The following is a 6,965-nucleotide window of genomic DNA, read 5'->3' as shown; positions in this document are numbered from 1 at the left end:
GTCTTCTGGGACGAAGCGAACGGCGGCGCGATGCAGGTCCACTCGGGCACGTATGTGGGCTGGCTCGGCGGGTATCAGTCGACCGATCCGGAATCACATTCCGCTTCCCAGGCGGTGGTGATTCCGGTCGGTTCCCCGCGCTTCCTCAACTTCTGGCGCTACATCGACGGCATCGGCGACGGCAGCAACGTCGTCACCTACAGCATCGACGGCACGGTGATCAGGACCGAGGATCTTGCGGTGGTGGGGCTTGATTCGGAGTGGACACAGCAGTCCATCGACGTCAGCGCGTATGCGGACGGCGGTCCGCACACGATCAAGTTCGGCTACGTGTATGGCGGTGGTGCGACGGATGCGGACTACTACATCGACGACATGACGCTCGACTGCTCCGCACCCGCCTCGACCGCCTCGCGGCCGCACAGTCCGGGTGTGCGCCACATGTCCGGGCTCAAGCAGCACTGACGGCGTTTCTGCCGAACTCAAAAAGCCCCGCACGATGCGGGGCTTTTTTTTTGCGGGCGCTCGAACGCGCATTGAAAGCCGATGGCGCGTGGCGCCGGCGAACGCCATACTTTGTCGATGACCGACAGCAGAATCTTCGACGCGATCCTGGTGGGCGGCGGCCACAACGGGCTCGTCTGTGCCGCCTATCTCGCCAGGGCGGGCTTGAAGGTCATCGTGCTCGAACGGCGAGACGTGGTCGGTGGAGCCGCGGTCACCGAGGAGTTCCTGCCCGGATTCCGCAACTCGGTCGCGGCGTACACGGTATCGCTGTTGCAACCGAAGGTGATCGCCGACCTCGACCTGCACGCGCACGGATTGAAAATCGTCGAGCGACGTCTCAACAATTTCCTGCCGTTGCCGGATGGTCGCTATCTCGCGACGGGTGCAGGCCGCACGCACGCGGAGGTTGCGAAATTTTCGCGTCGCGATGCCGATCGGTTGACCGAGTACGAACGCCGACTCGAGGCGATCGCCGACGTGTTGCGCGCCGTCGCCCTCGAGCCTCCGCCGAACGTCACCGAAGGCGGCTGGCTCAAGGCATTGCCCGAACTGTTGCGCGCAGGGAAACTCGGCCGACGCGTCAACGCGCTCGATGCGAGCTTGCGCACCGATCTGCTCGACCTGTTCGCCGTATCGGCCGCCGAGTATCTTGAGCGGTTCTTCGAGAGCGATCCCATCAAGGCGGTGCTCGGCTTCGACGGCATCGTCGGCAATTATGCGAGTCCATACACCCCGGGCAGCGCGTACGTGCTCCTGCATCACGTGTTCGGCGAAGTGAACGGCGTCAAGGGCGCGTGGGGTCATGCGATCGGCGGCATGGGCGCAATCACCCAGGCGATGGCGAAATCCGCGGCGGCCGCGGGCGTCGAGATCCGCACCGGCGAAGGCGTGCGCGAAGTCCTCGTCGAGAACGGTCGCGTCGTCGGCGTCGTCACCGACAAGGGCGCTGCACTGCGTGCACGTTGCGTTGTCGCCAACGTCAATCCGAAACTGCTGTACGAGCGACTGCTCGATCCCGCCACCGTGCCGGCGCCGACACGCGAGCGGATGGCGAACTGGCGCTGTGGTTCCGGCACGTTCCGCATGAATGTCGCGTTGAGCGAACTGCCCCGCTTCAGTGCGTGCCCGACACCCGGCGACCATCACACCGCGGGCATCATCCTCGCGCCGACCCTCGACTACATGGATCGCGCGTACCTCGATGCGCGCGCGCATGGATGGTCGAAGGAGCCGATCGTCGAGATGCTGATTCCGTCGACGCTCGACGATTCGCTCGCACCTCCCGGCCAGCATGTCGCCAGCCTGTTCTGCCAACATGTGGCGCCGGTGCTGTCCGACGGACGCTCATGGGACGATCATCGGGACGAGGTCGCCGACCTGATGATCGCGACGGTCGATGCGGCAGCGCCAGGATTCAAGGCGTCGGTGCTCGGACGGCAGATCAAGAGCCCGCTCGATCTCGAACGCGATTTCGGCTTGCTTGGCGGCGACATCTTCCACGGTGCGCTCAGCCTCAACCAGTTGTTCAGTGCGCGGCCGATGCTTGGTCAGGCCAATTATCGCGGCGCATTGCCCGGGTTGTACCTGTGCGGCGCAGGCACGCATCCCGGCGGCGGTGTCACCGGTGCGCCGGGCCACAATGCAGCGCGCGTGATCGTGCGCGATCTTCGTTGAGGCCTGCATGACACTGCCACCCACTGCATCGTCCAATTCGACCCGCCGCGTCCTGTTCGCAAGCCTGATCGGCACCACGATCGAGTTCTTCGATTTCTACATCTACGCGACCGCCGCGGTTCTCGTTTTTCCGACACTGTTTTTCCCAGCGAGCGATCCGGGATCGGCGTTGCTGTCGTCGCTCGCGACGTTCGCCCTCGCGTTCTTCGCGCGTCCGATCGGCTCCGCGGTGTTCGGCCATTTCGGCGATCGCATCGGACGCAAGGCCACGCTGGTCGCGGCGCTGCTGACGATGGGCGTATCGACCGTGGCGATCGGCCTTTTGCCAACGTATGCGTCGATCGGCATCGCCGCGCCGTTCCTGCTGGCGCTGTGCCGCTTCGGTCAGGGGCTCGGGCTCGGCGGCGAGTGGGGCGGCGCGGTGCTGCTCGCGACCGAGCATGCGCCGCCGGGAAAACAGGCGTGGTACGGCATGTTTCCACAGCTCGGCGCGCCGATCGGATTCCTCTGTTCGACGTCGGTGTTCCTGCTGCTCGGCGATCTGCTGGACGAATCGCAGTTTCTGTCGTTCGGCTGGCGCATCCCGTTTGTCGCGAGTGCGCTGCTGGTCGGCGTGGGTCTGTATGTGCGGCTGAGGCTGGCCGAGACGCCGGCGTTCCTGCGCGCCGTCGCGAACGAGGAACGCGAGCGGCTGCCGATCGCGGCAGTGGGCCGTCATCACGCGCGCGCGTTGCTCGCAGGCACGTTCGCGGCGGTCGCAACATTCGTGTTGTTCTACCTGATGACGGTGTTCGCCCTGTCGTGGGGCACATCGGGCCTTCACTATGCGCGCAAGGACTTTCTGCTCATGCAGATGGTTGGCGTGGTGTTCTTCGCGATCGGCATTCCGCTGTCCGCGATCGCTGCCGATCGGCGCGGCAGTCGTGTGGTGCTGATGGGCGCAACGGTCCTGATCTTCGTCTTCGGGTTGACCTTCGAACGTCTTTTCACTGGCGGCAGCATCGTCGGCACCACCGCCTTTCTCGCGCTCGGGTTCCTGCTGATGGGTTTCACGTACGGTCCGCTCGGCACCGCGCTGGCGGCGTTGTTTCCGACCGCGGTGCGCTATACCGGAGCATCCCTCGCATTCAATTTCGCCGGCATCATCGGCGCATCGCTGGCGCCGTCGATCGCCACATGGCTCGCCACGAACAAGGGTGTCGCGTACGTCGGCTACTACCTCGCCACCGCGGCTGCGGTGACGCTACTGGCGTTGCTGGCGATCGTTCCGGATCGCCCGCGCGTCGAATCCCGCAACGCGCGTCGTTGACCGATCCGACACCCGGTTCTGGCATCGACCGGTCCTGCGGCCGACGAGATGGAGTGCGCATGGGATTGGCGAGCCTGTTTCTGATGCTGTGTCTTTCCCTCGGCGTCAGCATTGCCGCGGCGTCCACGCCGACAGGCGATGTCGTGAAGGCCGACACGCGCGAAGCGTTCGAGGCCGTGGCGGCGAACCTGCGCAAGCAGATGGCGGCCGCCGGACGCTACGCGTTCGTCAAGGCCGATGAGCGTGCAAAGGTCGAACAGGGCCTCGACGCGATGCAGGCCTTGTTCGCGGCCAACGAATCGATCGACCGGATGGACAAGACGATGCGCGTAAAGCTGTTCAATGCGCAGGAAGTGGTCAATTCAATCCTCACCCTGCGAGATCGCGACCGCCTGATCTGCGAGCGCGGCGCGCAGACCGGATCGCGGATCGTGAGCACGAGCTGCCACACCTACGGCGACATCGAAGCCGCGCGGCAGGCGAGCAGCAAGTTCATGAACGAGCGAACCGCGGCGCCATGCAACACGCCGGGGTGCAATGGCAGATGACCGCAATCGTTGATTGACGTCCGAGCCGACTCTGGCTCCCGCGCAGGCGAGCAGAGCCGCGGCTCTGCCGCACCATCAGGGGGACGACGGTGTGTCGGTCGTCGCCTCGACACCTTCCGCCGCATCGGTGGTCTCGACCACGTCGGTGCCGTCAGGATTTTTCGCGACGGGCTTGTTGGACAACTTCTTCTGGAGCTTCTCGTCCTGCTTTTTCTTCTTGGCGATGTCACGCTGACGCTTGTCGAACTTGTAGTTGGGCTTTGCCATCGATCCCTCCGCCGCTGGGGCAGTTGTCATGTGTCGTGTGCGGCGCCGATGCGAGGCCGCCGGGTCGGCTCCTGTGTACCAAGAGCCGCGCAAAAAGAATAGCGATCATCCATGCAGATGCCGAAATTGCGCCTGCATTTTCGGCATGTTCATATCAGGACATCGCCGAAAATTTCTGCTGCATGTCCCGCATATCGTCCATCCATGGACATAAAAAAACCCCGGGCGTTGCGGCCCGGGGTTCGTTGTCGCTACGAGGCGGGTTGCTTACGCGACCTGCACTTCGTCAGCCTGCATGCCCTTCTGGCCCTGCACGGCGATGAAGCTCACGCGCTGGCCTTCGGCGAGGCTCTTGAAACCGGCGCCCTGGATCGAGCGGAAATGCACGAAAAGGTCGGGACCGCTTTCCGGCGTGATGAAGCCGAAACCCTTCGCATCATTGAACCACTTGACCGTACCATTCTGGCGATTTGCCATGACTAACTCCTGAAACTCTAAAAAGGAAATTCGCGACCCGGGAACACCCCGGACCAAGACTGAGTTGCAAGGAGAAAGCGATGTAGGGGCGATGGAGCGAGCATATAGATCGACCGCATCGGGCCACGATTCACAGTGACCCTGGCAAACACAGTGCCCGCACCATACAGCTTTTTCGCGGCAATGCCAATCGAGAAATGACGGGACGTCGCGCTGGGGGGTCTTCCGGCGTCCTGAAATCCTTTGCGGCCTCTGCTGACGCGTCGCGGCTCCGATGGACGGCGGCTCGATCCGGGGACCCTTCGTGGCGGCGCTGCGCCGTGTCATTCCGTTCCTGATGTCCTTCCCCTGCGAAGCGGGGGAAGGTGCCGAAGGCGGAAGGGGGCGTTCCTGACCCTGATCCCGGCGACTCAGCCACCCCTCAAACGCCCATCCCCTTGGCGACGAGCAGGCTGCGTAATTCCTGCTTCTCGTCGTCGCTCAGGGCCGATTCCTCCTGCTGGCGACACAAATCGTCGAGTCGCTGGTTGCGGGTTTGACGTTCGAGCTGGGCGGTGGCGTCAAGGAACTCGGTGCGCGCCTCATCCATTCCGCCCGGGAATTCCATGATCGCGAGCTTGCGCAGCGCCTTGGCCTCTTCGCGTTCTCCGAAATGTTCGATCAGGCTGCCGGTCGTGATGTCAGGGCGCGCACGGCACAGGCCGATCAATTCGATCAGCAGTGCAATACCGGGAAGGCGCAGCACCGCAAAGGTCCACGGCGGTTCGATGGCAGTTGCCAGCGAAGGCGACTGGACAAGCAGCCCGACCGCCGAGCGCACCAGCGAGGGCGGTTGCGCCGACGTGCGACGCGGAGAGGGTGACTCGGCGACCGCTGCCACCTGCATCCGCACGCCGGTCGTCTTGTCGAGCTCCGCGAGCATCAGATCGCGGAACGCGCCGTCCGGAATCTGTGTCAGCAACGGCCGGGCACGTTCGGCGAGCCGCGCCTTGCCATCGAGGCTTGCGAGGTTCACGTCCTTGCCGAGCTCGTGGAAAAAAAACGCACTCAGCGTTGTCGCGTCCTTCAGGCGCTGCTCGAATCCTGCAAGGCCCTCCTTGCGGATCACCGAATCCGGATCCTCGCCATCGGGCAGAAACAGGAACATCGCCTGGCGGCCGTCGCGCATGCGTGGCAACACCGATTCAACCGCGCGCCATGCCGCCTGACGGCCCGCGCGATCGCCATCGAAGCAGAAATACACGTCCGCACACTGGCGAAACAGGATTTCCGCGTGGTCGCGTGTGGTGGCGGTACCCAGCGTCGCCACCGCCTGCGCCACGCCGAACTGGTGCAGGCTGATCACGTCCATGTAGCCCTCGACGACGATCAGCCGCGGGATCTTCGAATGGGCTTCGCGCACCTGCCACAGGCCGAACAGCTCACGACCCTTGTGGAACAGCGGGGTCTCCGGCGAATTGAGGTATTTGGGACCGTCGTCCTTGACCAGGACGCGGCCGCCAAATGCGATCGTGCGACCGCGCCGGTCGAGGATCGGGAACATCACCCGATCGCGGAAGCGGTCGTACTTGCCGCCTTTTTCACCATGCGTGAGCAGGCCGGCTTTTTCGAGCAGCGCGATGCGTGCGGCCGATGTGCCGAGCGCATTCTTCAATCCGTCCCAGCCCTCGGGCGCATAGCCGAGATTGAAGCGCGCGAGAACGGAGTCGTCGAGTCCGCGCTGTGCGAAATAAGTCCGCGCGGCGTCGTTGTCCGCGAGCTGGCGGCGAAAGTAGCCGGCCGCGGCGTCGAGCACGATGTACAGATCGCTCGCATCCTCGCGTGGCGCTTCCCTCCCGCCCTCATACGGAACCTTCAGCCCGGCGCGGTTCGCCAGTTCCTCGATCGCATCGGGAAATTCGAGCCGGTCGTACTTCATCAGGAAACCGATCGCGCTGCCGTGCTCGCCGCAACCAAAGCAGTGATAGAACTGCTTGGCCGGGCTGACGGTGAACGACGCGCTGCGCTCGTCGTGGAACGGGCAGCGCGCCGACCAGTCGCGACCGGATTTCTTCAACGGCACGCGTTCCTGGATCACGTCGACGATGTCGATGCGCGCGAGGAGGTCGTCGATGAATTTTTCGGGGATGCGGCCGGCCATGGTTGCTCAAGAATGACACGCGGCGCGGGGACGGAGCGCTGGC

Annotated in this window: 6 protein-coding genes and 1 pseudogene; 4 read left to right on the top strand and 3 right to left on the bottom strand. The window is 64.2% G+C overall.

Annotated features, from left to right (window positions below; all coding sequences use genetic code 11):
- From ABIV12_RS05965 to ABIV12_RS05950, 4 genes and pseudogenes are all read left to right on the top strand, one after another.
- Window positions 1-465 (top strand): annotated as a pseudogene (locus ABIV12_RS05965) (hypothetical protein); the annotation flags it as partial.
- A 117-nt stretch (window positions 466-582) separates the two neighbouring features.
- Window positions 583-2,181, top strand: a complete 1,599-nt coding sequence (locus ABIV12_RS05960; RefSeq protein WP_348057249.1) for an NAD(P)/FAD-dependent oxidoreductase — start codon at window positions 583-585, stop codon at window positions 2,179-2,181.
- A 7-nt stretch (window positions 2,182-2,188) separates the two neighbouring features.
- Window positions 2,189-3,490 (top strand): MFS transporter, encoded by a 1,302-nt coding sequence (locus ABIV12_RS05955; RefSeq protein ID WP_348057247.1) that lies wholly within the window; start codon window positions 2,189-2,191, stop codon window positions 3,488-3,490.
- A gap of 59 nt (window positions 3,491-3,549) precedes the next feature.
- A complete protein-coding gene (locus ABIV12_RS05950) occupies window positions 3,550-4,038 on the top strand; it encodes a hypothetical protein (protein ID WP_348057245.1) in 489 nt (162 codons plus the stop codon).
- A 75-nt stretch (window positions 4,039-4,113) separates the two neighbouring features.
- On the opposite strand, the gene ABIV12_RS05945 is transcribed toward ABIV12_RS05950, so the two are convergent.
- From ABIV12_RS05945 to dnaG, 3 genes are all read right to left on the bottom strand, one after another.
- On the bottom strand, window positions 4,114-4,305 hold the full coding sequence (locus tag ABIV12_RS05945; RefSeq protein WP_348057244.1) for a hypothetical protein: 192 nt from the start codon (window positions 4,303-4,305) through the stop codon (window positions 4,114-4,116).
- Between the two features lie 267 nt (window positions 4,306-4,572).
- On the bottom strand, window positions 4,573-4,782 hold the full coding sequence (locus ABIV12_RS05940; RefSeq protein WP_348057242.1) for a cold-shock protein: 210 nt from the start codon (window positions 4,780-4,782) through the stop codon (window positions 4,573-4,575).
- A gap of 421 nt (window positions 4,783-5,203) precedes the next feature.
- The gene (gene dnaG / locus ABIV12_RS05935; RefSeq protein ID WP_348057240.1) at window positions 5,204-6,922 is read right to left on the bottom strand and encodes a DNA primase; all 1,719 of its coding nucleotides are present in this window, start codon (window positions 6,920-6,922) and stop codon (window positions 5,204-5,206) included.
- Window positions 6,923-6,965 lie beyond the last annotated feature (43 nt).

It is taken from the genome of Dokdonella sp. (genome assembly GCF_039926425.1).
Classification (GTDB): domain Bacteria; phylum Pseudomonadota; class Gammaproteobacteria; order Xanthomonadales; family Rhodanobacteraceae; genus Dokdonella_A.
The sequence above is the reverse complement of the archived record's forward strand: the minus strand, read 5'-3'. Positions and strand labels throughout refer to the sequence as shown.

Coding starts and splice junctions, on each gene's coding strand:
- ABIV12_RS05955 (WP_348057247.1), top strand. CDS start 2,189: ATGACACTGCCACCCACTGCATCGTCCAATTCGACCCGCCGCGTCCTG.
- ABIV12_RS05960 (WP_348057249.1), top strand. CDS start 583: ATGACCGACAGCAGAATCTTCGACGCGATCCTGGTGGGCGGCGGCCAC.
- ABIV12_RS05945 (WP_348057244.1), bottom strand. CDS start 4,305: ATGGCAAAGCCCAACTACAAGTTCGACAAGCGTCAGCGTGACATCGCC.
- ABIV12_RS05950 (WP_348057245.1), top strand. CDS start 3,550: ATGGGATTGGCGAGCCTGTTTCTGATGCTGTGTCTTTCCCTCGGCGTC.
- dnaG (WP_348057240.1), bottom strand. CDS start 6,922: ATGGCCGGCCGCATCCCCGAAAAATTCATCGACGACCTCCTCGCGCGC.
- ABIV12_RS05940 (WP_348057242.1), bottom strand. CDS start 4,782: ATGGCAAATCGCCAGAATGGTACGGTCAAGTGGTTCAATGATGCGAAG.